24 protein-coding genes are annotated in these 23,976 nt (G+C 71.0%); 7 read left to right on the top strand and 17 right to left on the bottom strand.

Translation table 11 applies throughout. The features are described 5' to 3' along the window. Nucleotides 1-1,270: 1,270 nt before the first annotated feature. The gene (locus AB0389_RS34770) at nucleotides 1,271-1,456 is read right to left on the bottom strand and encodes a hypothetical protein (RefSeq protein WP_366399556.1); all 186 of its coding nucleotides are present in this window, start codon (nucleotides 1,454-1,456) and stop codon (nucleotides 1,271-1,273) included. A 151-nt stretch (nucleotides 1,457-1,607) separates the two neighbouring features. On the opposite strand from AB0389_RS34770, the gene AB0389_RS34765 reads away from it, so the two are divergent. Next, entirely contained in the window at nucleotides 1,608-2,471 is an 864-nt protein-coding gene (locus AB0389_RS34765) for a hypothetical protein (protein ID WP_366399570.1), read from the top strand. Nucleotides 2,472-2,660: 189 nt separating this feature from the next. Here AB0389_RS34765 and AB0389_RS34760 read toward each other — a convergent pair whose 3' ends face one another. Both AB0389_RS34760 and AB0389_RS34755 read right to left on the bottom strand, forming a co-directional pair. Further along, nucleotides 2,661-2,882, bottom strand: coding sequence for a hypothetical protein (locus AB0389_RS34760; protein ID WP_366399572.1), 222 nt, complete (start codon nucleotides 2,880-2,882; stop codon nucleotides 2,661-2,663). Nucleotides 2,883-2,911: 29 nt separating this feature from the next. Continuing rightward, nucleotides 2,912-3,238, bottom strand: a complete 327-nt coding sequence (locus AB0389_RS34755) for a metal-sensitive transcriptional regulator (RefSeq protein ID WP_114660060.1) — start codon at nucleotides 3,236-3,238, stop codon at nucleotides 2,912-2,914. A gap of 190 nt (nucleotides 3,239-3,428) precedes the next feature. Between AB0389_RS34755 and AB0389_RS34750 the strand changes: the two genes are divergently transcribed. Then, on the top strand, nucleotides 3,429-4,049 hold the full coding sequence (locus AB0389_RS34750; protein ID WP_366399555.1) for a DUF47 family protein: 621 nt from the start codon (nucleotides 3,429-3,431) through the stop codon (nucleotides 4,047-4,049). A gap of 5 nt (nucleotides 4,050-4,054) precedes the next feature. Next, entirely contained in the window at nucleotides 4,055-5,053 is a 999-nt protein-coding gene (locus tag AB0389_RS34745; RefSeq protein WP_366399554.1) for an inorganic phosphate transporter, read from the top strand. Nucleotides 5,054-5,282: 229 nt separating this feature from the next. Here AB0389_RS34745 and pstB read toward each other — a convergent pair whose 3' ends face one another. The 5 genes from pstB to AB0389_RS34720 all read right to left on the bottom strand — a co-directional run bounded on the left by pstB (nucleotide 5,283) and on the right by AB0389_RS34720 (nucleotide 10,749). Beyond that, nucleotides 5,283-6,059, bottom strand: coding sequence for a phosphate ABC transporter ATP-binding protein PstB (gene pstB, locus AB0389_RS34740; protein WP_366399553.1), 777 nt, complete (start codon nucleotides 6,057-6,059; stop codon nucleotides 5,283-5,285). A gap of 27 nt (nucleotides 6,060-6,086) precedes the next feature. Further along, nucleotides 6,087-7,181 (bottom strand): phosphate ABC transporter permease PstA, encoded by a 1,095-nt coding sequence (pstA, locus tag AB0389_RS34735; protein ID WP_366399552.1) that lies wholly within the window; start codon nucleotides 7,179-7,181, stop codon nucleotides 6,087-6,089. Further along, nucleotides 7,178-8,176: a phosphate ABC transporter permease subunit PstC gene (gene pstC, locus AB0389_RS34730; protein WP_366399551.1), complete on the bottom strand. Its 999-nt coding sequence runs from the start codon at nucleotides 8,174-8,176 to the stop codon at nucleotides 7,178-7,180. The genes pstA and pstC overlap by 4 nt, the downstream gene beginning before the upstream one ends. A 256-nt stretch (nucleotides 8,177-8,432) precedes the next feature. After that, nucleotides 8,433-9,566, bottom strand: a complete 1,134-nt coding sequence (gene pstS, locus AB0389_RS34725) for a phosphate ABC transporter substrate-binding protein PstS (RefSeq protein WP_366399550.1) — start codon at nucleotides 9,564-9,566, stop codon at nucleotides 8,433-8,435. Nucleotides 9,567-10,032: 466 nt separating this feature from the next. Beyond that, on the bottom strand, nucleotides 10,033-10,749 hold the full coding sequence (locus AB0389_RS34720) for an SDR family oxidoreductase (protein ID WP_366399549.1): 717 nt from the start codon (nucleotides 10,747-10,749) through the stop codon (nucleotides 10,033-10,035). An 84-nt stretch (nucleotides 10,750-10,833) separates the two neighbouring features. On the opposite strand from AB0389_RS34720, the gene AB0389_RS34715 reads away from it, so the two are divergent. Then, a complete protein-coding gene (locus AB0389_RS34715; protein ID WP_366399548.1) occupies nucleotides 10,834-11,463 on the top strand; it encodes a helix-turn-helix domain-containing protein in 630 nt (209 codons plus the stop codon). Nucleotides 11,464-11,519: 56 nt separating this feature from the next. Here the strand turns inward: AB0389_RS34715 and AB0389_RS34710 are convergent, their stop codons facing one another. Beyond that, the gene (locus AB0389_RS34710) at nucleotides 11,520-12,269 is read right to left on the bottom strand and encodes a TioE family transcriptional regulator (protein WP_366399547.1); all 750 of its coding nucleotides are present in this window, start codon (nucleotides 12,267-12,269) and stop codon (nucleotides 11,520-11,522) included. Between the two features lie 69 nt (nucleotides 12,270-12,338). Here AB0389_RS34710 and AB0389_RS34705 point away from each other — a divergent pair, with 69 nt between their 5' ends. Both AB0389_RS34705 and AB0389_RS34700 read left to right on the top strand, forming a co-directional pair. Continuing rightward, nucleotides 12,339-13,655: an erythromycin esterase family protein gene (locus AB0389_RS34705; protein ID WP_366399546.1), complete on the top strand. Its 1,317-nt coding sequence runs from the start codon at nucleotides 12,339-12,341 to the stop codon at nucleotides 13,653-13,655. A gap of 124 nt (nucleotides 13,656-13,779) precedes the next feature. Next, a complete protein-coding gene (locus tag AB0389_RS34700) occupies nucleotides 13,780-14,340 on the top strand; it encodes a DUF6879 family protein (protein ID WP_366399545.1) in 561 nt (186 codons plus the stop codon). A gap of 20 nt (nucleotides 14,341-14,360) precedes the next feature. Here the strand turns inward: AB0389_RS34700 and AB0389_RS34695 are convergent, their stop codons facing one another. From AB0389_RS34695 to AB0389_RS34665, 7 genes are all read right to left on the bottom strand, one after another. Beyond that, complete coding sequence (locus AB0389_RS34695) at nucleotides 14,361-14,795, bottom strand: NUDIX hydrolase (protein WP_366399544.1); 435 nt, start codon at nucleotides 14,793-14,795, stop codon at nucleotides 14,361-14,363. A 26-nt stretch (nucleotides 14,796-14,821) separates the two neighbouring features. Further along, complete coding sequence (locus tag AB0389_RS34690) at nucleotides 14,822-15,970, bottom strand: CHAD domain-containing protein (RefSeq protein ID WP_366399543.1); 1,149 nt, start codon at nucleotides 15,968-15,970, stop codon at nucleotides 14,822-14,824. A gap of 13 nt (nucleotides 15,971-15,983) precedes the next feature. Continuing rightward, nucleotides 15,984-18,287 (bottom strand): RNA degradosome polyphosphate kinase, encoded by a 2,304-nt coding sequence (locus tag AB0389_RS34685; protein WP_366399542.1) that lies wholly within the window; start codon nucleotides 18,285-18,287, stop codon nucleotides 15,984-15,986. A 280-nt stretch (nucleotides 18,288-18,567) separates the two neighbouring features. Next, on the bottom strand, nucleotides 18,568-19,500 hold the full coding sequence (locus AB0389_RS34680) for a hypothetical protein (RefSeq protein ID WP_366399541.1): 933 nt from the start codon (nucleotides 19,498-19,500) through the stop codon (nucleotides 18,568-18,570). Then, the gene (locus tag AB0389_RS34675) at nucleotides 19,497-20,501 is read right to left on the bottom strand and encodes an ABC transporter ATP-binding protein (RefSeq protein WP_366399540.1); all 1,005 of its coding nucleotides are present in this window, start codon (nucleotides 20,499-20,501) and stop codon (nucleotides 19,497-19,499) included. The genes AB0389_RS34680 and AB0389_RS34675 overlap by 4 nt, the downstream gene beginning before the upstream one ends. Continuing rightward, nucleotides 20,498-20,935 (bottom strand): GntR family transcriptional regulator, encoded by a 438-nt coding sequence (locus tag AB0389_RS34670; RefSeq protein ID WP_366399539.1) that lies wholly within the window; start codon nucleotides 20,933-20,935, stop codon nucleotides 20,498-20,500. The genes AB0389_RS34675 and AB0389_RS34670 overlap by 4 nt, the downstream gene beginning before the upstream one ends. Before the next feature lie 131 nt (nucleotides 20,936-21,066). Continuing rightward, on the bottom strand, nucleotides 21,067-22,068 hold the full coding sequence (locus AB0389_RS34665) for a LysR family transcriptional regulator ArgP (protein ID WP_366399569.1): 1,002 nt from the start codon (nucleotides 22,066-22,068) through the stop codon (nucleotides 21,067-21,069). A 112-nt stretch (nucleotides 22,069-22,180) separates the two neighbouring features. Between AB0389_RS34665 and AB0389_RS34660 the strand changes: the two genes are divergently transcribed. Beyond that, entirely contained in the window at nucleotides 22,181-22,795 is a 615-nt protein-coding gene (locus AB0389_RS34660; RefSeq protein WP_366399538.1) for a LysE/ArgO family amino acid transporter, read from the top strand. A 25-nt stretch (nucleotides 22,796-22,820) separates the two neighbouring features. Here AB0389_RS34660 and mshD read toward each other — a convergent pair whose 3' ends face one another. Further along, on the bottom strand, nucleotides 22,821-23,750 hold the full coding sequence (mshD, locus tag AB0389_RS34655) for a mycothiol synthase (protein ID WP_366399537.1): 930 nt from the start codon (nucleotides 23,748-23,750) through the stop codon (nucleotides 22,821-22,823). Between the last annotated feature and the right edge of the window lie 226 nt (nucleotides 23,751-23,976).

Raw genomic sequence — 23,976 nt, 5'->3', positions numbered from 1 at the left:
GCGGGGCGGTGCCAAGGGGTGGACCGGGGTGTACGGGGGCGAGGTCGTGGGCGTGGGGTTGCCCGGGAGGCCCGCTGTCCTGCCGGCCGGTTCGGGGCCCGGCGGCCCGATGGGCTCAGCTGGTCGCCGTGGAGTTGTCGGGCGCGGGTCAGTACGAACGCCAGGTGGGGTGCACGGGGGCGAGCGTGGAGCGCGGGGCCGCCCCTCCAGCTGTGAGTGTCGCGTCTCCGTGACAGGTGTAAAGGGCGCTCCTGGCGTCGCGTCGGCTGCGCCGACTGCGCTGCGCTCCGCCCTTGACACCTGTCCCGGAGTCGCAAGTGCGGGTGTGGGAGGGGCGGCCGGGGGGTGAGGGGTTGCCCGGGGGTCTGCTTTTCTGGCGGCCGGTTCAGGGGCCGGCGGCCCGGTGGACCCTGCGGGGCCACGCGGCAGTGGCATGGGGTGACTCGGCACCGGCTCGGCGGCCAGCGGTCTGTTGTTGGTTGCGACTCATGCCCCGCCGGTCACTCCGGGTGGGGGTGGGACTGGTGGGACTCGTGTGGCGGTAAGTGGGCTCCCGGAGGCCGTCTTCGCGCCGAGGAGTGCGTGTAACGCACCTGAGGACACATGTGCCGTCCGGAGAGACCCCCAACCGCCTTCCAAACCACCCCATATGGTACAGATCGGCGGGTGGTGGAGTGCTTGATCCCGAAAACTGCGACGCTGCGACCATCTGACGTGCCGGAAGTGGCTCTAACGTCACACTCCCCGCCCCGGGCACCGCCCGGAGGCCCCCGGACCGGCCCCAAGACCCCGACCGGACAGCAGGCACCGCCCACCTCCCGGGCACCACAACGCAACAGTGACCAGCGGGGCATGAGTGCCGGCCAACCGGCGGCCGTCAGCCGCCGAGACGAGCCCGGCAGCCCCATGCCACTGCCGCGCAGCCCCGCAGGGCCCACCAGCCCGCCAGCCCCTGAGCCGACCGTCAGGGCAGCGGACCTCTTGGGCCCCCCTCACCCCCCGGCCGCCCCCTCCACTCCTGCACTTGCGCTGGAGGGTTGGGTGTCAGGGGTGGAGCGCAGCGGAATCGGCGTAGCCGACGCGACGGAGGAGCGCCCTTGATACCCGGCCCGGAAGCGCGAAAATGACGGCCGAAGGGGGCGGCCCCACACCCACAACCCCCGCCACCGACCCACCCCACTCAGCGTTGCTCTGACCCGCACCCGTGCGCACGCCGCGATCACCAGTGCCGTTACCCAGCGCGACTACCCAGCGCAACCACCCAGCGCGGTTACGCGCCGTGGTTGGCCGCGTCCGTGCGGGCGAGGTCGCGGGATCTTCGGGCTGGGCCCGACCAGCCGCAGGAGCAGCGGGCCAGGCAGAACGAGCCGCGTTCGAACGTCGATGTCACATGGGACGGCTCGGCGCTGCCCGGGGGGACCGAGGTGACCGGGGCGTCGGTGTCTTGCTCGCTCACGGTTCCACCGTACCCGCGTGCTCGTGTCCGGTATCCGCCGCTCGCGGCCGGTTCTGGCGTGACGGTGTGCGGGGGGCGTCGTTATGCGCAGTGGGTGGGGACAGCGGGTGCGGTTCGGGCAAGCGGCGGTTGGGCGTTGGGGGTTGGCACGGTGGTGGCGCGGCAGCACAGACGCGGAGGCGTGGCGTTCGCGGCCATGGCCGTGGCGGGGGTCGTGGCCACGGCCGGCGGCTGCGCGGGCAGTGGCGGAGGCAGTGGCGGAGGCGGCGGCGGTAGTACGTCGGCGGCGGACGGGCGGCCGGGCCGGGACGCCGACGTCGTACGCGTACGGGAGGCGGCGGATGTCCTGCTCGCCGCCGGCAGCTCCAAGGCCAGTACGTCGATGGAGATGGCGGCCGGCGGGACCCGGGTGACCATCAGGGGCGAGGGCGGGTACGACTTCGGGCGGCGGATGGGGCGGCTGCGGGTCGTGCTGCCGAAGGACCCCTCGGGCGCGGACGAGCACCTGCCCATCACGGAGCTGCTGTCGCCCGACGTTCTCTATATGAAGAATCGCGGTGCCGGGGTCCCGGACGACAAGTGGGTCCGCGTCGACTCGACGGCCCTGGACGACGGGAACCTGGTCACCGGCGGGGTGACGGACCCGCTGACCGCCGCCGAGCTGCTGCGGAGCGCCACGGATGTGACGTTCGTCGCGGAGCAGGATCTGGCCGGTACCCGGGTGCGGCACTACCGGGGGGTGGCGGACATCGCGCGGGCGGGCCGGCAGGCGTCGCCGTACGCCCGCGCGGCGCTGACCGCCGCGGCGAAAGGGTTCGCCAAGGCGGCGGTGCCGTTCGACGCGTATCTGGACGACGCCGGGCGGCTGCGCAAGGTGCGCCACCGGTTCAGCTACGTCAACCAGGGACGTACGGTCGAGGTCGCCTCGACGACGCTCCTGTACGCGTTCGGGGAGCCGGTCACCATCACGCTGCCCCCGAGCGGCGACATCTACGAGGGCGAGATCGGGACCTGAGCTGAGGTGAGGTGAGCTGAGGTGAGCTGAGGTGCCCCGAGATGACCTGAGGTGACTGCTGGGCGCCTTGAGTAGACCGGCTTGCCCCTTTCCTTCCCTTCCCGCGCCCGATCCGGGGCCGTAACCCTCCAGGACCTAGCCGGAAATGGTCCGGACGTGCCATGCGCGGTGTGTATCGCTCTCCCTACGCTAGGGCTTGCTCGTCGATACCGGCTGGAAGAGGTGATTGCCCGTGGCTCTGTTGCGCACGCCGACCGTCCATGACCATGTGGCGCTCGCCGAGATCGAGTGGTGCGGAGAGCTGATGATCGCCGCGTCGGCGACGGACGGGGAGCGGCTCAGCCCGGACCGTATCGACGAGGTGCTGAACGTACGGCGCGAGCGCGGCGGCGCGACCGGCGGTGTCGGCACGCGGGAACGCGACCGCGACCGCGACGACGTCAGGTGCGCAGGAGCCGGGCGATCGCCTTCGTCGCCTCCTCCACCTTCGCGTCGATCTCCGCGCCGCCCTTGACCGCCGCGTCGGCCACGCAGTGGCGCAAATGCTCCTCCAGCAGCTGGAGCGCGAAGGACTGAAGGGCCTTGGTCGAGGCCGAGACCTGCGTCAGTATGTCGATGCAGTACACATCCTCGTCGACCAGCCGCTGGAGCCCCCGGATCTGGCCCTCGATCCGGCGCAGCCGCTTGAGGTGCTCGTCCTTCTGTTTGTGGTAGCCGTGCACGGTCGCGGCGGGGGCCGTGGAGCCGGCCGCGTCGGTGGTCGTCATCGCGTCCTCCCGTTGTACGAAAAGGGGTATATACCCCACCTGGGTATATGGTACCCGTCTGTGAGCCTTGGGGCAGGGCCCTGTCTCATGACCTTGCCCCATGAGTGACACTGGGACAGCCGGTTAGCAGTGGCCGGATGATGCGCTTAGCATCACCCCTGACCGATTCCATGTAACCCGAGGACCCCAGGTGCGCTTTCGTCTGACCCCCAGGGAGACGAGCTTCTACGACATGTTCGCCGCGTCCGCGGACAACATCGTCACGGGCTCCAAGCTCCTCATGGAACTCCTCGGGGCGGATTCCTCCGCCCGGGCCGAGATCGCGGAGCGGATGAGGGCGGCCGAGCACGCGGGAGACGACGCCACGCACGCGATCTTCCATCAGCTCAACTCCTCCTTCATCACGCCGTTCGACCGTGAGGACATCTACAGCCTCGCGTCCCAGCTCGACGACATCATGGATTACATGGAGGAGGCCGTCGATCTCGTCGTCCTCTACAACATCGAAGAGCTGCCCAAGGGCGTCGAGCAGCAGATCGAGGTTCTCGCCAGGGCCGCCGAGCTGACCGCCGAGGCCATGCCGCATCTGCGGACGATGAGCAACCTCACCGAGTACTGGATCGAGGTCAACCGCCTGGAGAACCAGGCCGACCAGATCCACCGCAAGCTGCTGGCCCACCTCTTCAACGGTAAGTACGACGCGATGGAGGTGCTCAAGCTCAAGCAGATCGTCGACGTGCTTGAAGAGGCCGCCGACGCGTTCGAACACGTCGCGAACACGGTGGAGACCATCGCGGTCAAGGAGTCCTGAACCACGTGGACACCTTTGCGCTGATCGTGACCATTGGCGTCGCGCTCGGCTTCACGTACACGAACGGCTTCCACGACTCCGCGAACGCGATCGCGACGTCGGTGTCGACCCGGGCCCTCACCCCGCGTGCCGCCCTCGCGATGGCCGCGGTGATGAACCTCGCCGGGGCCTTCCTCGGCCAGGGGGTCGCCAATACCGTCAGCAAGGGGCTGATCGCCACCCCGCACGGTTCGCGGGGGATGGGCATCCTCTTCGCCGCGCTCGTCGGCGCGGTCGTCTGGAATCTGGTCACCTGGTACTTCGGGCTCCCGTCCTCCTCCTCGCACGCGCTGTTCGGCGGCATGGTGGGAGCGGCGCTGGCCGGCGGTACGGATGTGATCTGGGGCGGCGTGCTGGAGAAGATCGTCATCCCGATGTTCATCTCCCCCGTGATCGGGCTGGTCTTCGGCTATCTGGTGATGGTCGGGATCATGTGGATGTTCCGCAGGACCAACCCGCACAAGGCCAAGCGCGGCTTCCGCATAGCGCAGACGGTGTCGGCGGCGGGGATGGCGCTCGGCCACGGTCTCCAGGACGCGCAGAAGACGATGGGCATCGTGGTGATGGCCCTGGTCATCGCCGATGTGGAGGACCAGGGCGACGCGATCCCGGTCTGGGTGAAGATCAGCTGTGCGCTGATGCTGTCGCTCGGTACGTACGCGGGCGGCTGGCGCATCATGCGGACGCTCGGCCGGAAGATCATCGAGCTGGACCCGCCGCAGGGTTTCGCGGCGGAGACGACCGGCGCGACGATCATGTTCGGCTCGGCGTTCCTGTTCCACGCGCCGATCTCGACGACGCATGTGATCACCTCGGCGATCATGGGGGTCGGGGCGACGAAGCGCGTGAAGGCGGTGCGCTGGGGGATCGCCAAGAACATCATTCTGGGCTGGTTCATCACGATGCCGGCGGCGGCGCTGGTGGCGGCGCTGAGCTTCTGGATCGTCAACCTGGCCTTCGGCTGACGGTCTCGGCGCGGGGCGGCTGTTCCGGCCGGGGGTCCGGGGGTTGCCCCCGGGGAGACACAGTTGGATCGTCAACCTGGCCTTCGGCTGACCGCTGACCGCCTACGTACGAAAAGTGGGCCCGCCCCCTGGGAGAGGGGGCGGGCCCTTCGCCTTGCGGTGGCACCGCCATGCAGCACCGCAGGACGTCGAGGCGCCTTACCCGATTACCCGAAGGTTGCCCGAAGGCTTATCCGAAGCGGCCGGAGATGTAGTCCTCCGTGGCCTGTACGGACGGGTTGGCGAAGATTCGTTCGGTCTCGTCGATCTCGACGAGCTTGCCGGGCTGGCCGACGGCGGCCAGGTTGAAGAAGGCCGTACGGTCCGAGACGCGCGCGGCCTGCTGCATGTTGTGCGTCACGATGACGATGGTGAAGCGTTCCTTCAGCTCGCCGATCAGGTCCTCGATCGCGAGCGTCGAGATCGGGTCGAGGGCCGAGCACGGCTCGTCCATCAGCAGCACCTCCGGCTCGACCGCGATCGCGCGGGCGATGCACAGGCGCTGCTGCTGGCCGCCGGAGAGGCCGGAGCCCGGCTTGTTCAGGCGGTCCTTGACCTCGTTCCAGAGGTTGGCGCCCTTGAGGGACTTCTCGACGACGTCCGACAGCTCGGACTTGCGGGCGAGGCCGTTCAGCCGCAGACCGGCCGCGACGTTGTCGAAGATCGACATGGTGGGGAACGGGTTCGGGCGCTGGAAGACCATGCCGACCGTGCGGCGCACCGCGACGGGGTCGACGTTCGCGCCGTACAGGTTCTGGTCGTCCAGGAGCACCTTGCCCTCGACGCGCCCGCCGGGGGTGACCTCGTGCATCCGGTTCAGGGTGCGCAGGAAGGTGGACTTGCCGCAGCCGGACGGGCCGATGAAGGCCGTCACGGAGCGGGGCTCCACGGTCATCGAGATGTCGTCGATGGCCCGGTGGGAGCCGTAGTAGGCGGTCAGTCCGCTGACGTCGATTCGCTTGGCCATGATGGAACCACTGTCTCTTTCGGGGCCTCAGCGGCCGGTCTTCGGGGCCTTCCAGCGGGCGATGCCGCGGGCCACCAGATTGAGGATCATGACGAACGCGATCAGGACCAGGGCCGCTGCCCAGGCCCGGTCGATCGCTGCCACCTCGCCGACCTTGTACTGCTCGTAGATGTAGAAGGGCAGTGAGGACTGGGCACCTTCGAAGGGGTTCGCGTTGATCAGCTGGCTGCCGAAGACCAGCAGGATGATCGGCGCGGTCTCACCGGCGATGCGCGCGATGGCGAGCATGACGCCGGTGGTGATACCGCCGATCGCGGTCGGCAGGACGACCTTGAGGATCATGCGCCACTTCGGTACGCCGAGCGCGAGCGCGGATTCGCGCAGCTCGTTCGGGACGAGCTTGAGCATCTCCTCGGTGGAGCGCACCACGACCGGGATCATCAGGATGGTCAGCGCGAGCGAGCCCATCAGACCGGACGGCTGGGTGTCGGTCATCAGCATGAGCGACAGGATGAAGAGGCCCGCGACGATGGACGGGATGCCGGTCATGACGTCCACGAAGAACGTGACGGCCTTGGCCAGCGCGCCCTTGCCGTACTCCACCAGGTAGACGGCGGTGAGCAGCCCGAGCGGTACGGAGATCACGGTGGCGATCCCGACCTGCTCCAGCGTGCCGAGCAGCGCGTGGTAGACGCCGCCGCCCTCCTCGGAGCCGAGCACCCCGGCCATCGAGTGGGTGAGGAAGTTGATGTCGAGGGCCTTCACCCCGCGGCTGATGGTCGTCCAGAGCAGCGAGAAGAGCGGGATGACGGCGAGGACGAAGCACACCCAGACGACGCTGGTGGCGAGGCGGTCCCTGGCCTGGCGCTGGTTCTCGACCGCGGTCGTCACGCCGTACGAGATGGCGAGGAACGCCACGACGGCGATCAGGCCCCACTGGACCTTGCTGTCGAGGCCGGCGCCGGCGCCGATGCCCGAGCCGATCAGGGCCGCGAGGACGGCGAAGCCCGCGGGGGCCCAGCGCGGCAGGCTGCGCTGGCTGAGGTTGCCGCTGCTGTGGCCGCGCGGGCCGCTGGACGGGTCCACCGGGGCCGGCTGGTCCGTTATGGCTGTGTGGCTCATGCGTTGGCCCCCGAGTACTCCTTGCGGCGCGCGATGATCAGCCGGGCCGCGCTGTTGACCAGCAGGGTGAGGATGAAGAGGACGAGGCCGGAGGCGATCAGGGCGTCGCGCCCGAGCGGGTTGGCCTCGTCGAACTTCGCGGCGATGTTCTGGGCGAAGGTGCCGCCGCCCGGGTCGAGCAGGTGGAGCGAGATCAGGTAGTTCGGGGAGAGGACGGTGGCCACGGCCATCGTCTCGCCGAGCGCGCGGCCGAGCCCGAGCATCGAGGCGGAGATGACACCGGAGCGTCCGAAGGGCAGGACGGCGAGCCGGATCACCTCCCAGCGGGTCGCGCCGAGCGCGAGCGCGGCTTCCTCGTTCATGCGCGGGACCTGGAGGAAGACCTCGCGGCTGACGCTGGTGACGATCGGCAGGATCATGATCGCCAGCAGGATGCCGACGGTGAGCATGTTGCGGGCCACGCCGGGCTGGGTCTGGTCGAAGATGTACGTCCACGAGAAGTACTCGTCGAGCCAGCTGTTGAGACCGCCGAGGTACGGCACGAGGACGAGGGCGCCCCAGATGCCGTAGATGATGCTGGGCACGGCGGCGAGCAGGTCGACGACGTACGCGAGGGGTGCGGCCAGCCGGCGGGGCGCGTAGTGCGAGATGAACAGGGCGATGCCGACAGCGATCGGAACCGCGATGACCATCGCGATGATCGAGCTGACGACCGTACCGAAGAGCAGGACCGCGATGCCGAAGACCGGCGGGTTCGCGGAGGGGTCCCAGTCGAACGTGGTGAGGAAGTTGCCGTGGTCCTGGGAGATGGCGTTGGCGGCGCGGTAGGTCAGGAACCCCGCGATCGACGCCATGATGACGAGCAGCAGAATGCCGGACCCGCTGGAGAGGCCGGCGAAGATCTTGTCGCCCGCGCGGCCGGTGGAGCTGCTGGAGCGGCCGGCGGGGGGAGCCGGCGGGGCCGGCGGCGTGTCTATCGGTGTGGTGGAAGCCATGTCTTTCCGGTCTGTGTGGGGGAGCGGGGCTCCCCTGGCGGCGGTGCACCGGATGGGGGTGGGGGGTGTTTCGTGAGGTACGGGGGTGTGGCGGTGGCGGCCGGTCCGGGCCCTAGGGGCACTGGACCGGCCGCCGTGGGTGGCGTTGGGGCGTTACCGCGCCTTGGCGCCGTAGCGCGCCTCCGCGCCGTATCGCCGCCGTATCGCCTCCGCGCCGTATCGCCGTAGCGTTTCCGCGCCTCAGCGTTTTCGCGTCTTAGCTCAGGGCGGCGACCGTCTCCTGGACCTTCTTGTTGATCTCCGCGGGGATCGGCGCGTAGCCGGCCTCGGAGAGCAGCTTCTGGCCGTCCGCGCTCGCGGTGTAGGTCAGGAAGGACTTGACCGTGGCGAGGGTGGAGGGGTTGTTGCCCGTGTCGCAGGCGATCTCGTACGTCACGAGGACGATCGGGTAGGCGCCGTCGGCCTTGGTGGTGTAGTCGAGGTCCAGCGCCAGGTCCTTGCCGGTGCCCTTGATCTTGGCGGCGGCGATGGCCTTGGAGGCGTTCTCGGAGGTCGCCTCGACGGGGGCGCTGGCGCCCGTGTCGATCTTGACGGTGGAGATGCTCTGCGAGGTGGCGTAGGAGAGCTCGAAGTAACCGATCGAGCCGTCGACCTGCTTCACCTGGGTGGCGACGCCTGACGAGCCGGAAGCCGCCTGGCCGCCCGGGGCCGGCCACTTCTTCTCGGGCTCGTACTTCCAGTCCGAGGAGGCGGTGGCGCTCAGGTACTTGCCGAGGTTCTGGGTGGTGCCGGAGTCCTCGGAGCGGTGGAACGCCTGGATCGGCTTGTTGGGGAGCTTGGCGTCGGGGTTGAGCTTCTTGATCGCCGCGTCGTCCCAGTTCTTGATCTTGCTGTCGAAGATCTTGGCGAGCGTGGGAGCGTCGAGGACGAGGCTGTCCACGCCCTCCAGGTGGTAGCCGATCGCGATGGGGCCGCCGACCATCGGCAGGTTGATGCCCTGGCCGCCGTCCTTGCAGACCTTCTTCGAGTCGGCGACCTCTTCGGGCTTGAGCGCCGAGTCGGAGCCGGCGAAGCCGACGGTGCCCTGGTTGAACGCGACGATGCCCTCACCGGAGGACGACGACTTGTAGTTGACCTGGACACCGGAACAGGTGGCCATGTAGTTCTTCACCCAGAGGTCCATGGCGTTCTTCTGCGCGCTGGAACCGGAAGCGAGCAGCTGCCCCTTGGCGTCCTTGCAGACGGCGCTGGTGGCGGCGTCGGACTTCGTGGGTGTGCTGGAAGCGTCGTTGTTGTCATCCGATCCGCACGCCGTGAGAACCAGGGCGCCGGAGACGGCGAGGGCACCGAGCGCGGTGGCGCGCAGCCCGTTCTTGCGCAGAAGCTTCACTTCGGGTGTTTCCTTCCAGGAGCCGCCGGGTGTCTCTCGTTCTACGGCGGCGTGCGAGGTGGTGGCGGGCGTGGCGGTCTGCCACGCACCGTGTAAGGCCGAAATTAGGCAGAACAGGTGAAGCCGCCGACGGGTGCGAGTGAACGGAAGGTGAACCGTGGCGGGCGGCCTGGTGCGGGGCCGCCTCCCGGCGGGGGGTACGGGGGCCTCCGGGGCCGGGGGTGGGGGGATCGCCGCAGGTGGGCGGGGGTGGGTGGGGGCTGCCGGGGGCTGCCGGGGAGGGTGGGGCGCAGGTGGGGTGCGGGGTGCGGGGCGCGTGTGGCCCCTCCGGGGGCGCACCGGAGGGGCCTGGGGGTGGTGGGTGGCCGCTACGGCGGGGTGGCGGGTACGGCGGGCGGCCGGTGACTTTCGGTGATTTCCCGGACGGTGATTTCCCGGACGGTGTTTCCGGATGGCGTTTCCCGGATCATTTGCCGATGTGCAGTGCCTCCTTGAGGAACACGCTGGTGTAGCTCGGGGTGCCCTGGGTGGTGATCACCTCGATGCAGGCGCGTGGGTGCCGGTCGTCGACGGCCTCGCGCAGCAGCGCGTCGGCCAGGTCGGTGCGGGAGGTGAACATGCCGGGCAGCCGCCGTGGCGCGACGGCGACGCGGTAGTCGGAGAGGGCGGCGGCGTCGAACAGCCCGGACGGGCGGACGATCGTCCAGTCGAGATCGGTGGCCCGTACGACCTCCTCCATCCGGCGCGCGTCCTCGTACAGCGGACGCCCCATCGCCATCAGGATCGGCCCGACGACCTTGCGGAAGAAGAACTTCTCTTCGGGCGGCAGCTCGGGGTGCACGCCGATCGAGGTCACGCACACCAGCCGTCGCAGGCCGTGCCGACCCATCGCCGCCGCGATGTGGCGGGCGCTCTGCGAATAGAGCGTGACCGGTTCCCGGGTGTACGGAACGCCGAGGGTCGAGATGACACGGTCGTGCCCGGCCATCACCTCGTCCACCGCCGCGGGGTCCAGCGCGTCCGCGCCCGCCACCCGTAGCCGGGCGTGGTCGACCGGGAACGCGTCGGGCCGCCGGGTTACGGCGGTCACCCGGTGGCCCTCGGCGAGCGCCTGCTGGGTGACGAGCCGTCCCGTGGGGCCGTTCGCTCCGAATACCAGGAGCTTCATGTGCTTCTCGGTCATCTGCTTCTCCCTCGTCGTAGCGACTTGATAGAGTCGAGAACGTCATTCCAGTTACTGGAACATTGTTCTAAATCGGGAGCCTACATGGTGGACCTGCCGGGAATCGTCCGGCTCCGGGACCGGCGCGAGGCGCTCGCGCTGCGCACGATCCTCACCGCGGCCCGCGGGTTGTTCGCCGAGCACGGCTACGCCCGCACGCCGATCCGTTCGATCGCGAAGGAGGCCGGCGTCTCGCCGCAGACGATCTACGCCCACTTCGGCTCCAAGGCCGGCGTTCTCAACGGGCTGGTCGACCTGATGGACGAGGAGGCGGGTCTCCCGGACCTGATGGCCGAGGCGGCGCGGCTGACGGACCCCGTCGCGCTGCTGGGACTGCTGGCCAGGGCCGCCCGCCAGGTGCGCGAGCGCTGCGGTGACATCGTCACCATGCTGAACTCCGGTGCCGCGGTCGCCCCGGAGATCGCGGCCACTCAGGCGGAGGGGAACCGGCGCAACAGGCTCGGTGTCGACATGGTCGTCGCGCGCGTCCGCGTCACCGGGCGACACGTCGAACTCCGGGCCGCGGATATCGCCGTCGCGCTGATGAGTGGCGGTGTTTACGACAGCCTGGTCGTGGAGGCCGGTTGGTCCCACGAGGAGTACGAGGTATGGCTCAGACGCGCCCTTGTCGCGGCGGTGCTGACGGAGGCGCCGGGTGAGTCGGGTGGTGGGTGAGTCGGGCGGTGGGTGAGCGGGCGCGCCGCCGCCTCGGCCGTGACGCCGACGGTGCCTCAGCCGCGGGCGCGGAGGTACGCGTCCAGTTCCGCGGCTCCGGTCAGCAGCGCGCGTCCGCGGGTGGCGAGCCGGCTGTGCCAGTCGTGCAGTGCGTGCGCCAGGGGCTCCAGGCCGCCGGCCGTTCGTACCTGGGTGATCAGTGGGGCGATCCGCTCCAACGGGTAGCCTCCGCGCCGGAGTTGGTGGGTCAGCCGGGCGTCCCGTACGTCGGCCTCGCCGTAGACGCGGTAGCCGGTGAGGGGGTCGCGGCGCGGGTGCATCAGCCCGGCGCGCTCCCACTTGCGCAGCGTCGCGGGCCGGATGCCGAGCTGCTCCGCGAGCGGCCCGATGAAGGTGCCGCCGCCGGGTGCGGTGGTCGGCGTGCGGGGGCCGGGCGCGGTGGTGGGCGCGGTGGTGGGCGTCAGGTCGCGGAGGGCGTTCTCCACGGCCCGGAGGGTCCGGCGGTCGTCGAGGAGCTGGGCGTGGCTCTCGTCGATGAGGCGGAACGCCTCCTCGGGCGCGCCCTCGTTCACCGCCCGCATGACCGCCGTCGCCGTCGCGTGGCCGTGGCCGGGTACGAGGGCGAGGAACGCGGCCAGGGCCCGGGCGTGCAGCGGGGTGTAGGCGCGGTATCCGTGCGGAGTGCGGTCGGCGGCCGGGAGGATGCCGGCGTCCTCGTAGTTCCTGACGGCCTGGGTGGACAGACCGTGCCCGCGCGCGAGATCGACCGGCCGGAGCCGCTCACCCCTTTGAAGGTTCTGTCCCATGAGGCCCACGATATCGCGGAAGAATCGAGCAAAAGTTTCCACCGAGGGTTCAACGATACCGTTGAAGGCATGGCTACTGACATCAAGGACACCATCCATGCCGTCGACGCCTCCGCCGTCATGAAGCTGCTCCCAGGACGGCCCCGGCTGCTCGCCCTAGGCGAGCCCACCCACGGCGAGGACGCGCTGCTCGGCCTGCGCAACGAACTCTTCCGGCAGCTCGTCGAGGAGGAGGGCTACGGGACGATCGCGATCGAGAGCGACTGTCTGCGCGGCCTGGTCGTGGACGACTACGTCACCTCGGGAACGGGCGACCTCGACGAGGTCATGGAGCACGGATTCAGCCACGGTTGGGGCGCCCACGAGGGCAACCGTGAACTCGTGCGCTGGATACGGACGTACAACGACGGCCGGCCCGAGCCGGAGCGGGTCCGCTTCGCCGGGTTCGACGGCCCGCTGGAGATCACCCACGCCGAGAGCCCCCGCCGGGCCCTCACCGCGCTCCACGGCTACCTCGCGGCGTGGGTGGACGCGGACCTGCTCCCCTGCACGGCGGAGACGCTCGACCGCCTGCTCGGCGCCGACGGTGCCGACGAGGCCCACGGTGCCGACGAGGTCGACGAGGCCCACGGTGCCGACGAGGCTGACGAAACCGACGACCGGTGGGCCGATCCCGCCGTGATGATGGACCCGGCCCGCTCCGTGGGGCGGTCGGCCGAGGCCGGGGAGCTGCGGCTGCTCGCCGACGATCTGGTGACGCTGCTCGACGCACAGACGCCGCACCTGATCGCGGCGACCTCCCGGGACGCCTGGGAACGCGCGCGCCTGTACGGACGTACCGCCGCCGGTCTGCTGCGTTACCACCACGCGATGGCCGACACCTCACCGGCCCGGATGGCTCGGCTGTGCGCGCTGCGGGACCGGATGATGGCCGACAACCTCCTCGCCGTCGCCTCGGCCGCCCGGGGCCCGGCGCTGGTCCACGCCAACAACTCCCATCTCCAGCGGGAGAAGAGCGCGATGCAGATGTGGCAGGGCCCGGTGGAGTGGTGGAGCGCCGGCGCGCTGGTGAGCGCCCACCTGGGCGAGGAGTACGCCTTCCTGGCCACGGCCCTCGGCACGATCCGCCACCAGGGAGTGGACACCCCGCCGCCGGACACCGTCGAAGGTCTCCTGTACGCACTCCCACAGGACCGCGCCCTCGTCGACGCCCGACGGCTGGCCACCACCCTCGGCACCACGCGCCCGGCGCCCCGCGTATCGCCGTGGTTCGGCTACGCCCCGCTGGACCCGGGCCACTTGGCGGGCAGCGACGGGCTTGTGTTCGTCAAGGACGTTCCGGAGGGTTCTCGGACGGTGCGTTCGGCGCAAGCCGGGACGCGGTGATCGTCTGACGCGATACTGGCGGAGAGGGGCGGTTGTCGCGCTTGGATCTGCCTGGCCACGAGACCGCTGTGGAAATCCCCCCGTACATGGCGGTACAGGGCGCAGTTCTTCCAGGAGGTCAGTGGTGGCGGCGGAACCGGCGTTTGACGAGCTGTTCCGGCTGGCCGAGCGGTCAGCGGTGCACTTGGAGATGCGGGACGGCTATATGCGGTCCGATCCCCGCTTCGTCGCCTGGCAGCGGGACCGGGGCAGTGTCTCCGCCGACAGCGATCCGGATCAGCGGCCCTGGCTTGAGCTGATGCGGGAGATCACCGGTCGGGGTGTCGAGGTGCGCCGGGCACGGATCGTTTCCGAGCCGGTCAGTGACTACATCCGGTTCGAGCACCATCTGACGGCCGGTAATACGGCGGGCGGCGAGCAGGTCCGCTGGCTTCCCCGGCGCCGGGCTTCGGACCTCGCCCTTCCCGGCAACGACTTCTGGCTGCTCGACGACAGCCTGGTCGTCTTCCTCCACTTCACCGGGGAAGGCGAGCTGTCCCCGGAGGGGGACGAGGAGCGTACGGCCGATCCGGCCGTGGTGCGGCTGTGCTCGGCGGCCTTCGAGGCGGTGTGGGAGCGGGCGGTTCCGCACGAGGAGTACGCGGTTCCCCACGAGGAGTACGAGCCGTCCGAGCCGTCCGGGTGACTGAGACCGGTCCGGCTGAGTCACTCCGTCGCGTGCAGTGATGCCAGCAGCGCGTCCACCAGGAGGCGGTCCCTGGGCTGGGTGAGTTGGGCGCGGGCGCGGTCCGGGGGGAGCCAGAGGAGGCGGTCCACCTCGGAGTTGGGGGTGAAGGTGCCGGTGGTGGCTTCGGCGGCCCAGTAGGTGACTTCCTTGGGGCGGCCCTGGGCCTCGTAGTGGATGGTGTCGAGGAGGGGGCCCGGGGTGCAGTGGTGGCCGGTTTCCTCCAGGACTTCTCGGAGGGCGGCGGCGAGCAGGGTCTCGGCGCGTTTGAGCTTGCCCTTCGGGTGCGACCAGTCGTCGTACTTGGGGCGGTGGACCAGGCAGATGTACGGGCCTGGGGCGCCGGCGGGGGCGCCGGCGGGGGCGTGGCGCCACAGGACGCAGCCCGCCGCCCGTACAGGGCTTACGGGGCTCACGGGGCTCACGGGGCCGGACAGGTCGCTCACCGCGTGGTCACCGTCGCCTTCTGCCACACCTGCTGGAACGCGAAGCGTGCCGCCTCGACCTCGTGGCGCTGGTCCGCGTGCAGGACGCCCAGTGCGTACGCCGTCGCCGGGGCGATCCTGGGGGTGCGGGCCGCGTTCGCGGCGGCCGACGCGGCCTCGGCGGCGTCGCGGTGGTGGTCCAGGGTCCGGCCCGCGGCGATCGGTGCCGGGTCGGGGAGGCTGCCGGCGGACCGTACCTCCTCGGCGTAGCGGTGCAGCCGCAGCAGGTGTCTGACCTGGTGCCACGGCGCGTCCTGGGCCTCGCCCGCCGCCGCGGCGGCCAGGCCGTGGATCAGGGCGTCCGCGTTGTACGGGTGCGCGGCCCGGGTCAGCGGCAGGGTGGCCACCGCGTCCCGCAGCCTGCGCTCGGCCGCCTCCGCCGGACCGGCCAGCACCTCCCCGGCCGGGGCCTCGGCCGCCGCGGTCAGCGGTACCTCCGAGGCGAGTACGGCCACCGCGTCGGCCACCGCGTGGAAGCGCGAAGAACCCAGCGCCTGGAGCGTCGCCGAGTGCGCGCGGGTCCGCGCCAGGGTCAGCTGGCGCTCCAGCAGCGCGCCCGCCCGGGACGCGCCCATCGTGAGCGTCCGGTCGGGGGCGGCCGGGCTGGAAGGGGGCGGGTTGGAAGGGGGCGGGTTGGAAGGGGGCGCGTAAGCGGGTCCGGGCGGGCCTAGCGGGCCCGGTGGGAGCTGCGCTTCCGTGCGCGCCTGCGGCAGCGGCCCCGACAGCCTGGCCAGCGCCCCCAGCAGCCGGCCGGCCCGTGCCGCGCACGCGTGCTCCAGGGCGAGCGTGCCCGACAGCCAGCCCAGCTCCGTACGGACCTGGTCGGCCCAGCCCCCGTCCAGCAGCGGCCGGTACGTGTGCAGGGTGCCGCCGATCCGGCGCGCCGCGCCCCGCAGGGAGCGGGCCGCCTCCGCCGCCGCCTCCGTGTCCGCGCCGCTCTCGCCGTACAGCCGCAGCCCGCGCAGGAAGTCGGCGGCGCGGCCGTGCAGATAGTCCGCCAGCACCTCACCGCCCGACAGGACGGCGGCGTTCGCCCGCAGGTCCGCCCGTAGGTCAGCCCGCAGGTCCGTCCGCAGGTCAGCCGGGTCCGCCGTGGCCCCCCGCATCAGAGGGTCCGCTTCATGGTGCCGCACGCCTTCGCCTCCGGGCGTCAATGAGCATTTCCTGTACGTGCCGCAGGGGCTGGCCCTCGGCATCCGTGGCGTGCCGCGTCCAGTTGCCGTCCGCGCCCAGGTGCCAGGAGGACGTCGAGTCGGACATCCCGGTCTCCAGCAGCCGGGTGATGGACGCCCGGTGTGCCGGGTCGGCGATCCGGACCAGCGCCTCGATCCGGCGGTCGAGATTGCGGTGCATCATGTCGGCGCTGCCGAGCCAGACCTCCGGCTCGCCGCCGTTGCCGAACGCGAAGATCCGGGAGTGCTCCAGGAAACGTCCCAGTATCGAACGGACCCGGATGTTCTCCGAGAGGCCGGCCACCCCGGGCCGTACCGCGCAGATCCCGCGCACCCAGATGTCCACCGGCACACCCGCCTGCGCGGCCCGGTAGCAGGCGTCGATGACCGCCTCGTCGACCAGCGAGTTGACCTTGATACGGACATACGCGGGCCGCCCGGCACGCTGGTGCGCCGCCTCCTTGTTGATACGGGAGACGAGCCCGTCGCGCAGCGACTTCGGGGCGACCAGCAGCCGGCGGTAGGTCTCCCGGCGCGAGTAGCCCGAGAGCCGGTTGAAGAGGTCGGAGAGGTCCGCGCCCACCTGCGGGTCCGCCGTGAGCAGCCCGAGGTCCTCGTAGAGCCGGGCCGTCTTCGGGTGGTAGTTGCCCGTCCCGACGTGCGAGTAGCGGCGCAGGGTCTCGCCCTCCTGCCGTACCACCAGCGACAGCTTGCAGTGCGTCTTCAGCCCGACCAGGCCGTACACCACATGGCAGCCGGCCTCCTCCAGCTTCCGCGCCCACTTGATGTTCGCCTGCTCGTCGAAGCGGGCCTTGATCTCGACGAGGACGAGCACCTGCTTGCCCGACTCGGCCGCGTCGATCAGCGCGTCCACTATCGGCGAGTCGCCCGAGGTGCGGTACAGCGTCTGCTTGATCGCCAGGACGTCCGGATCGCTCGCGGCCTGCTCCAGGAACGCCTGCACGGACGTCGAGAACGAGTCGTACGGGTGGTGCAGCAGCACATCGCGCTCGCGCAGCGCGGCGAAGATGTCCGGCGCCGACGCCGACTCCACCTCGGCGAGATCGCGGTGCGTGCCCGCGATGAACTTCGGGAACTTCAGCTCGGGCCGGTCCAGCGCCGAGATCCCGAAGAGCGCCGTCAGATCGAGCGGCCCCGGCAGCGGATAGACCTCCGCGTCGGACACCTTCAGCTCGCGGACCAGCAGATCGAGCACGTACGGATCGATCGACTCCTCGACCTCCAGCCGCACCGGCGGCCCGAAGCGGCGCCGCATCAGCTCCTTTTCGAGGGCCTTGAGGAGGTTCTCGGCGTCGTCCTCCTCCACTTCCAGGTCCTCGTTGCGCGTGACCCGGAACATGTGGTGCGCCAGCACCTCCATCCCCGGGAACAGCTCCTCCAGATGCGCCGCTATCACGTCTTCGAGGGGTACGTACCGCTGCGGCGACGCCTCCAGGAAGCGGGAGAGCAGCGGCGGCACCTTGACGCGCGCGAAGTGGCGGTGGCCGCTGACCGGGTTCCGTACGACGACGGCCAGGTTGAGGGAGAGCCCGGAGATGTACGGGAAGGGGTGCGCCGGGTCGACGGCCAGCGGGGTGAGAACGGGGAAGATCTGCTGGCGGAAGAGCGTGAAGAGGCGCGCCTGCTCCTTCTCGGTCAGCTCGGGCCAGCGGATGATGTGGACGCCCTCGTCGGCGAGCGCGGGGGCGATGTCCTGCTGGTAGCAGGCGGCGTGCCGGGCCATGAGCTCGCGCGAGCGGGTCCAGATCAGGTCCAGCACCTCGCGCGGCTGGAGCCCGGACGCGGAGCGGGTGGCGACGCCGGTGGCGATGCGCCGCTTGAGCCCGGCGACCCTGACCATGAAGAACTCGTCCAGGTTGGACGCGAAGATGGCGAGGAAGTTCGCCCGTTCGAGGAGCGGGGTGGTGGGGTCCTCGGCCAGCTCCAGGACGCGCTCGTTGAAGGCGAGCCAGCTGCGCTCCCGGTCCAGGAAGCGGCCCTGGGGCAGCTCCGTACCGTCGGGGTGGGCGGCGAGGGCGCTCTCCTCGTACGCGTCGAGGTCGTCGAGGTCGGAGTCGAGGTCCGGTTCGAGATCGCCCGCGGAACCGGTGGCGGCGACCGTGTGGGGGCGGTGCGCGGCTATGAAGCCCACGGATGGCTGCGGCTGGGGCTGAGGCTGGGGCTGAGGCTGCGGGGGCTGGTGGGGGTGCTTCGCGTTCTGGACCGGTACCTCGGCGGGCTGCTGGCTCATGTCCCCATTGTTCCGCGCGGAGGGCATGACGGGCGCGTCGGAGAGAGCGGGGGTGAGGTGGATCCTGCCGTTCCTCGGAGTGGGGGGCACAGCGGGCTGCATTCAGCGAGGGTCGCAAGAGCGTCTGAATGGCCGGTAACGGCGACATGACGTGTAGGGAAGCGGGACGGGGACCGGCGGGGGCGGTGTGGGGGTGGTCGGGGGGCGGTCGGGGACCGCGTGAGGGCTGTTGCGGGGCTCTTGCGGGCCCCGTAACAGCCCTCACGGGATGGATACGGCGTTACGCGTGCAGCCTGCGCAGCGCCCGGAACGCTCCGTAGACGGCCAGCGCCGCCAGGGCCAGCAGAATGCCGGTCTCGATGAACTGGAGCGGCCAGAAGTGCGAGGCCGGGTAGTAGTCCACCTGCATGGCGGTCATGCCGGGCTCGTAGACGTGGTCGGGCTTCTCCGGCATGGGCACCCTGCGCCAGTCGACCACCCAGCTGTTGTCGGGTCGGGGCTCGTCGGGCGCCGTCGTCGTGGTCGGCAGCAGCATGCCGCGCAGCTTGACCGCGAAGGCGAAGCCGACGATCACCACCGCCGTACTGGTCACCGAGATCGCTGTGACCGTTTCGCGCGTCAGCACCGCCGCCAGCGTTCCGACCCCGATACCGAAGACCACGTACCCCACCAGGACGGGACCGAGCCCGAGGTAGAAGAAGTCGTCGTAGTAGTCGATGTCGTGCGTGTGGAGCGGTCCGTGGGACCAGGCCAGGCGGAAGACCACGGTGAACACCGCCGTGAGCAGCACCGCCCACGCCGTCGGCAGGGCGAGCCGCGACAGCAGCCAGCGGGCGGGGGAGACCGACTGGGTCCAGGCCAGCCTGTACGAGCCGTCCTGCAGCTCGCGGGCGATCACCGGGCCCGCGACGAACGAGCCGATGACCGCGGGCAGTACCGGCAGCAGCAGTTGGAGGTTCTTGAGCAGCCAGAAGAACCAGTCCTCGACCGCCTCGTACCGCTCGGTCGGCAGCTCACAGCCGTCGGCCGGCGGCGCTTCGTGGGGGAGGACGCAACCGGTGGCAGTGAAGTCGTTGTACGCGGCGGCGGTCCTCCACCACAGGTAGGCCGTGACGCCCGCCATGAGCACCAGCAGCACCAGCGCCGTCCACAGCGCCCGGCGGTGCAGCCGTCCGGTCACCCAGTCCGGGCCGCGCAGGGTCAGCGCGCTCATGCCGTCACCTCCGTCTGCGTCGTGCCCGTGGTCTCCGCTGTCTCCGTCGTTTCCGTATGGGTGGCCGTGGCCGACGGGGTGAGCAGCACCGGCGCCCCCGGCGAGCGCAGATACGCGAGCAGCAGCTCCTCCAGCGACGGTTCGGCCGTGCGCCAGCGGTCGCCGGCCGGCGGGGGGCCGCCCTCCGTCCGTACGAGCGCGGTCAGTGACCGTCCCGTCGTACGGGACTCGACCACCGTGCGGGACGCCAGCGCGTCCGCCTCGCTCGCCGGGCCCGTGAGCAGGGCGTGCGCGAGGAGCAGGTCCTCGGTCTCGCCGCCGAGCCGTATCCGGCCGCCGTCCACCAGCAGCAGGTAGTCACAGGTCTCGGCGACCTCGGCGAGGATGTGCGAGGAGATCACGACGGTGGTGTCCTGCTCGGCCGCCTCGGCCAGCAGCGTGCCCATCAGCTCGTGCCGGGCGAGCGGGTCGAGGTCCGCCATCGGTTCGTCCAGCAGCAGCAGTTCGGGGCGCTTGGCGAGCGCGAGGGCGAGCGCGACCCGGGTGCGCTGGCCACCGGAGAGGGCATCGACCCGCCACCCGTGGTCCAGGCCGCCGCCCGCGACGACCCGCTCGGCGAGCGCGTCGTCCCATCGCTCCGCGTTCAGCTCGCGGCCCATCCGCAGGGTCTCCCCGACGGTCAGCCGCGGATACAGCGGCTTGTCCTGGGCCACGTACGCGATCCTGGCCCGTACGGACGCGGGGCCCGGCGCGCCGAGGACGCCGACCGTGCCCTCGGTGGGCTTCAGCAGCCCGGCCGCGTGGGCGAGGAGGGTGGACTTGCCGGCGCCGTTGGGGCCGACGAGGGCGCAGATCCGCCCGGTGGGGATACGGAAGGAGCAGCCGCGCAGGGCCCAGTGCTCCCGGCGCCGCCGCCGGATCGGGTTGGGCGGCTTTCCGTACCGTTTGCCGAGGCCCGCCGCCTCAATGGCTGTCCCGGGCGCTGTCGTCGCCGTTGTCATCTCTCCTCGTCCCCCCTGTTGGCCGGGTTGGTCCTGCTGGTCCCGTTGTCGGTTGTGTCGGTTGCGAAGCGCTCTTCCGTCACCGACGTGAAGAGCGCGGTCATGTCGTCCCGGTCCAGGCCCTCGGCGCGGGCGCGGTCCGTCCAGGCGGCCAGCTCCGCGCGCAGCGCGCTGTCGGCGGAGCCGCGGCCGAGGGTCCCCCGGACGAAGGTGCCCATCCCCCGCCGTCCCTCGGCCAGTCCCTCGCGTTCCAGTTCGCGGTACGCCTTGAGCACGGTGTTCGCGTTGACGGCCGTGGCCTCTACCACCTCGCGTGCCGTGGGCAGCTTGTCGCCGGGCTCCAGCAGGCCGAGCCGCAGGGCCTGCTTGGTCTGCTGCACGATCTGGAGATAGGTGGCCACCCCGCTGCGCCGGTCGATGCGGTACTCGATCACCCGCTCAACCACCCTTTCGCTAAGGAAGTAGTGAAAGGGTGCCGCACGGGGGCGGCGGGCGTCAAGCGCTTGTACGGTGCGGCCCGTACTTCCGGTGCGAACTGTGCGTCCCGTGCGTCCCGTTCAGCGGGTCATTCGAGCGCCCGTGCCGCCGCCGAGGCCACCGCCCGTGCCACCGTCGCCAGCGCGGGGGAGTCGAGCCGCCACTGCTGCCAGTACAGGGGCACCTCCATCGTGCGGCCCGGCGCGAAGCCGACCAGTGTGCCCGCGCGCAGCCGGGGTTCGGCCTGGCTCCTCGGCACCAGCCCCCAGCCGAGACCGGCCGTCACGGCGTCGGCGAAGCCCTCGTTGGACGGGACATGATGGCGCAGCGCGCTCGCGTTGACGCGCCCGCCGGTACGTCCGCCGGTGAGTTCGCGTACGAAGGCGTCCTGGAGTTCGTCGCGGCGGTCGAAGCAGATCAGGGGCGCGCGTGGCAGCAGCCGTTCCACGTCGTCGCCGGACAGCCACCGCGCGGCGAACTCCGGTGCGGCGACGGGCAGATAGCGCATGCTGCCGAGCCGGCGCACCGAGCAGCCCGCCACCGGATCGGGCGAGGAGGTCACCGCCGCCATCACCTCGCCCTCGCGCAGCAGCTCCGTGGTGTGGGCCTCGTCCTCGCGGCGCAGGTCGAAGTAGATCGGTGGTGCGTCATTCGAGTCGTGCGTGTCGTGTGCGTGGTGTGCGTGGTGTGCGTGGTGGGAGTCGTGCGTGTCGTGCGCGAGGGGCGTGGGTGCCGCGAGTGCTGTGAGCGCGGGCAGGAACCAGGTCGCCAGCGAGTCCGCGTTGACCGCGATGGACAGCCGCGGGTGCGGGTGCCCCTCGGCGTCGTTCATTCCGAGCTCTGCGCGCGCGTCGTCCTCCAGCCGGGCGAGCTGCCGCGCGAAGCGGACCACGACCTGTCCGGACGCGGTCGGTCTGACCGGTTTGGTACGGGTCACCAGCACGCGGCCGGTGCGCTGCTCCAGCGCCTTGACGCGCTGGCTCACGGCGGAGGGCGTCACATGCAGGGCGGTGGCGGCGGCGTCGAAGGTCCCCTCGTCGACCACCGCGAGGAGGGTGCGGACCAGATCGTGGGGCAGCTCGGACATCACGGAATGCATGGCTGCATTATCGGCGCCACTGTACTGGCGACATTACTTCTTCTAATGGTACGTAAGAAAATTTAGCTGGCCTAAGGTGCCGTCCGGTCCTTAGCGTGCCCGTATGGGAACCGCGCTCACCGCCACCGCCGCCGGATTCGGCACCGGCCTCTCGCTCATCGTCGCCATCGGCGCGCAGAACGCCTTCGTCCTGCGCCAGGGCATCCGACGCGAGGCCGTCCTGCCGGTGGTGGCGATCTGCGCGCTCTCGGACGCGGTGCTGATCGCCTGCGGAGTCGGCGGCCTCGGCGTGCTCGTCACCGCCTGGCCGTCGGCGCTGGTGGCGGTACGTATCGTCGGCGCGGCCTTCCTGCTCACCTACGGCGCGCTCGCCGTCCGCCGGGCGCTGCGGCCCGCCGCCGCGCTGGACGGCGAGGGCCCGGCGGAGCGCTCGGGCCGCCGGGCCGTACTGACCTGCCTCGCCATGACGTGGCTGAACCCCCACGTCTACCTGGACACCGTGCTGCTGCTCGGCGCCGTCGCGGCCACGTACGGCTCGCTGCGCTGGGAGTTCGGCGCCGGCGCGGTGCTGGCCAGCCTGTGCTGGTTCGCCGGGCTCGGCTACGGGGCCCGCCTCCTGGCCGGCTTCTTCCGCCGCGCCTCGTCCTGGCGTGTCCTCGATGGCCTGGTGGCCGTGACGATGCTGGCGGGCGCGGCGGTGCTGGCCGCCGGGGCGTGAGGGGTGAGGGGGCAGTGCTCCGGGCTCAGGACTCTGTGCGGTACATCAGGTCCACCTCGTGCGTACGGAAGCCGAGGCGCTCGTACACCGTCACCGCCGCCGTGTTGTCGGCGTCCACGTACAGCATCGCCGTGGTCAGCCCCTCCGCCGCCAGGTGCCGCAGCCCGATCGCCGTCAGCGCCTTGCCGAGTCCGCCGCCCTGCGCCTCGGGGCTGATCCCGACGACGTACACCTCGCCGAGCTGCTCCTCGGCGTGCACCTTGGTCCAGTGGAAGCCGATCAGCTCACCGTCGCGCTCCGCCAGGAAGAAGCCCTTCGGGTCGAACCACGGCTCGGCCGTACGGTCGTCCAGGTCCCGCTGCGTGAGCGCGCCCTGCTCGGGGTGGTGGGCGAAGGCGGCGGCGTTCACGGCGAGCCAGGCCGCGTCGTCCTGACCGGGGACGAACGTACGGACGGTGACCCCGGCCGGCAGCACCGGCTCGTCGATCGCCGTCGGGGTCAACGGGCGCCGGAGCTGGCGCAGTTCGCGGAAGAGCGCCAGCCCGAGCACCTGCGCCAGATGGCGGGCCGCCGCCTTGCCGCCGTGCGCCCACGCCCGCAGCCGCTTCCCGGACGCGGCCAGCAGCGCCGTCCCCAGCGCCCGGCCGTGCCCCTGTCCCCGGCGGCCGGGGCGGACGACCAGCTCGGCGGCGGGCGCCTCGATGGGGTCGGTGTCCTCCAGCTGTCCGTACCCGACGAGATCCCCCTCGACGGTCAGCAGGAAGTGCCGCACGCCCTCCCGATGCCCGCCGCGCAGCTGGAGCCGGCCCTGCTCGGAGACGGCCTGCACGCCGTCCGAGGCGGCGGCCTCCGCGAGCAGGCCGACTACGTCTTCCGCCTGTTCGGGGGTGAGCGCGTCGAGGATCTGGATCTGCCGGCCGGGCTCGCGGGCTGCTACGGCTGCTGCGTCAGTCATGCGTCCGAGGGTACGGCGATGCGGGGTGGTGGGGCGCCGGTGGTGGGGGGCGGGGCTGGGCTGCGGGTGTTGGGTGCGGGTCAGGGCGGTGTTGAGTGGGGTGGGTGGGTGGCGGGGGTTGTGGGGTTGGTGGGCCGCCCCTCCTGGTGTGAGTGTCGCGTCTCCGTGTCAGGTGTAAAGGGCGCTCCTGCGTCGCGTCGGCTGCGCCGATTTCGCTTCGCTCACC

Source organism: Streptomyces sp. NPDC093109 (assembly GCF_040701725.1).
GTDB lineage: Bacteria > Actinomycetota > Actinomycetes > Streptomycetales > Streptomycetaceae > Streptomyces.
This window is presented reverse-complemented; position numbering and strand designations above follow the sequence as displayed.

What these genes read in the sequence shown, in the direction of transcription:
- AB0389_RS34680 (WP_366399541.1), bottom strand. Translation starts at nt 19,500, where the DNA reads ATGAGCGCGCTGACCCTGCGCGGCCCGGACTGGGTGACCGGACGGCTG.
- AB0389_RS34660 (WP_366399538.1), top strand. Translation starts at nt 22,181, where the DNA reads ATGGGAACCGCGCTCACCGCCACCGCCGCCGGATTCGGCACCGGCCTC.
- mshD (WP_366399537.1), bottom strand. Translation starts at nt 23,750, where the DNA reads ATGACTGACGCAGCAGCCGTAGCAGCCCGCGAGCCCGGCCGGCAGATC.
- pstC (WP_366399551.1), bottom strand. Translation starts at nt 8,176, where the DNA reads ATGGCTTCCACCACACCGATAGACACGCCGCCGGCCCCGCCGGCTCCC.
- pstB (WP_366399553.1), bottom strand. Translation starts at nt 6,059, where the DNA reads ATGGCCAAGCGAATCGACGTCAGCGGACTGACCGCCTACTACGGCTCC.
- AB0389_RS34685 (WP_366399542.1), bottom strand. Translation starts at nt 18,287, where the DNA reads ATGAGCCAGCAGCCCGCCGAGGTACCGGTCCAGAACGCGAAGCACCCC.
- AB0389_RS34675 (WP_366399540.1), bottom strand. Translation starts at nt 20,501, where the DNA reads ATGACAACGGCGACGACAGCGCCCGGGACAGCCATTGAGGCGGCGGGC.
- AB0389_RS34755 (WP_114660060.1), bottom strand. Translation starts at nt 3,238, where the DNA reads ATGACGACCACCGACGCGGCCGGCTCCACGGCCCCCGCCGCGACCGTG.
- AB0389_RS34715 (WP_366399548.1), top strand. Translation starts at nt 10,834, where the DNA reads ATGGTGGACCTGCCGGGAATCGTCCGGCTCCGGGACCGGCGCGAGGCG.
- AB0389_RS34705 (WP_366399546.1), top strand. Translation starts at nt 12,339, where the DNA reads ATGGCTACTGACATCAAGGACACCATCCATGCCGTCGACGCCTCCGCC.
- AB0389_RS34720 (WP_366399549.1), bottom strand. Translation starts at nt 10,749, where the DNA reads ATGACCGAGAAGCACATGAAGCTCCTGGTATTCGGAGCGAACGGCCCC.
- AB0389_RS34690 (WP_366399543.1), bottom strand. Translation starts at nt 15,970, where the DNA reads ATGCGGGGGGCCACGGCGGACCCGGCTGACCTGCGGACGGACCTGCGG.
- pstA (WP_366399552.1), bottom strand. Translation starts at nt 7,181, where the DNA reads ATGAGCCACACAGCCATAACGGACCAGCCGGCCCCGGTGGACCCGTCC.
- AB0389_RS34710 (WP_366399547.1), bottom strand. Translation starts at nt 12,269, where the DNA reads ATGGGACAGAACCTTCAAAGGGGTGAGCGGCTCCGGCCGGTCGATCTC.